1 protein-coding gene is annotated in these 840 nt (G+C 67.6%); it reads left to right on the top strand.

The genetic code is table 11. The annotated features are described in order from the left end of the window. Positions 1 to 328: 328 nt before the first annotated feature. Positions 329 to 628 carry a hypothetical protein gene (locus CCL05_RS41585; RefSeq protein ID WP_086565741.1) on the top strand — a complete coding sequence of 100 codons (300 nt, stop codon included), beginning with the start codon at positions 329 to 331 and terminating at the stop codon, positions 626 to 628. The last annotated feature ends 212 nt before the right edge of the window (positions 629 to 840 follow it).

The following is an 840-nucleotide window of genomic DNA, read 5'->3' as shown; positions in this document are numbered from 1 at the left end:
TGCCGGGCCGTCGCACGCTCGGCCTCCGGCTTCGCCATCACAACGGCCGCACCGAATGCATCAATACTCGAACCAAGCGGAACTTGAGGCAGAAGTGGTCAGCATGAGTCCGCATGAACTCTGCGAAGGCTTGCCGCACATGCGGCTGGTGCGCCCCAGCCCGGTTGCTGCGACGCTTCCTGTTCGCTTCCGTTCGACCCTGCTCACCTCTCGCTCGCTTCCTGCACATTCCTTTGGAAAATGCCAAAGCCTTCACCTGGGCCGAGCACGTTCCGTAGTGTCGTGCTCACGTTCGCGGGAACGACCGTGCAGGGGGAGGGGATTCGGCGTGCCCGGAATCGACGAGAGCCTGCTGGAGGCCATGCGGCTGCCCGGTGCGNNCCGCCTCGCCACGGAGAGCGGCGTGCTCGCCCCGGCCGGCGGCGACGAGGGCGGAGCGTCCGGCAAGGAACCACCCGTACAGGACCTGATCATCACGAACACCGACTCGTACCACCTGCTCAGATTCGTCACCACGACCTTCGACAGCACCGTGTTCCTGCACTTATGGCTCGACCGCGGCGAGGGCAACCTCGCCCTGGCCCGCATCCGCCTGGCCGAGATGGCGGACAGACTGGTGCTCGGATGATCACGCCGACCCGGACCGCACGCACGGACGAACCGGCTTCGGCCCTGCTCGGCACNNGCGCCCTGTCCACCGAGGCGGGGATCGTCTACCTGGCCGCGGGGCGCGTCGTCCATGTCGAATCCGCCCTCACCCCCGACATCGGCGATCTGCTCACCCACAGCGGAGCGCTTCCCCCGGACGGCTGGTGGGAGGCCATCGACGAAGCCGGCCGC

The sequence above is a fragment of the Streptomyces africanus genome (genome assembly GCF_002150735.1).
In the GTDB taxonomy this organism is placed as follows: domain Bacteria; phylum Actinomycetota; class Actinomycetes; order Streptomycetales; family Streptomycetaceae; genus Streptomyces; species Streptomyces africanus.
The sequence above is the reverse complement of the archived record's forward strand: the minus strand, read 5'-3'. Positions and strand labels throughout refer to the sequence as shown.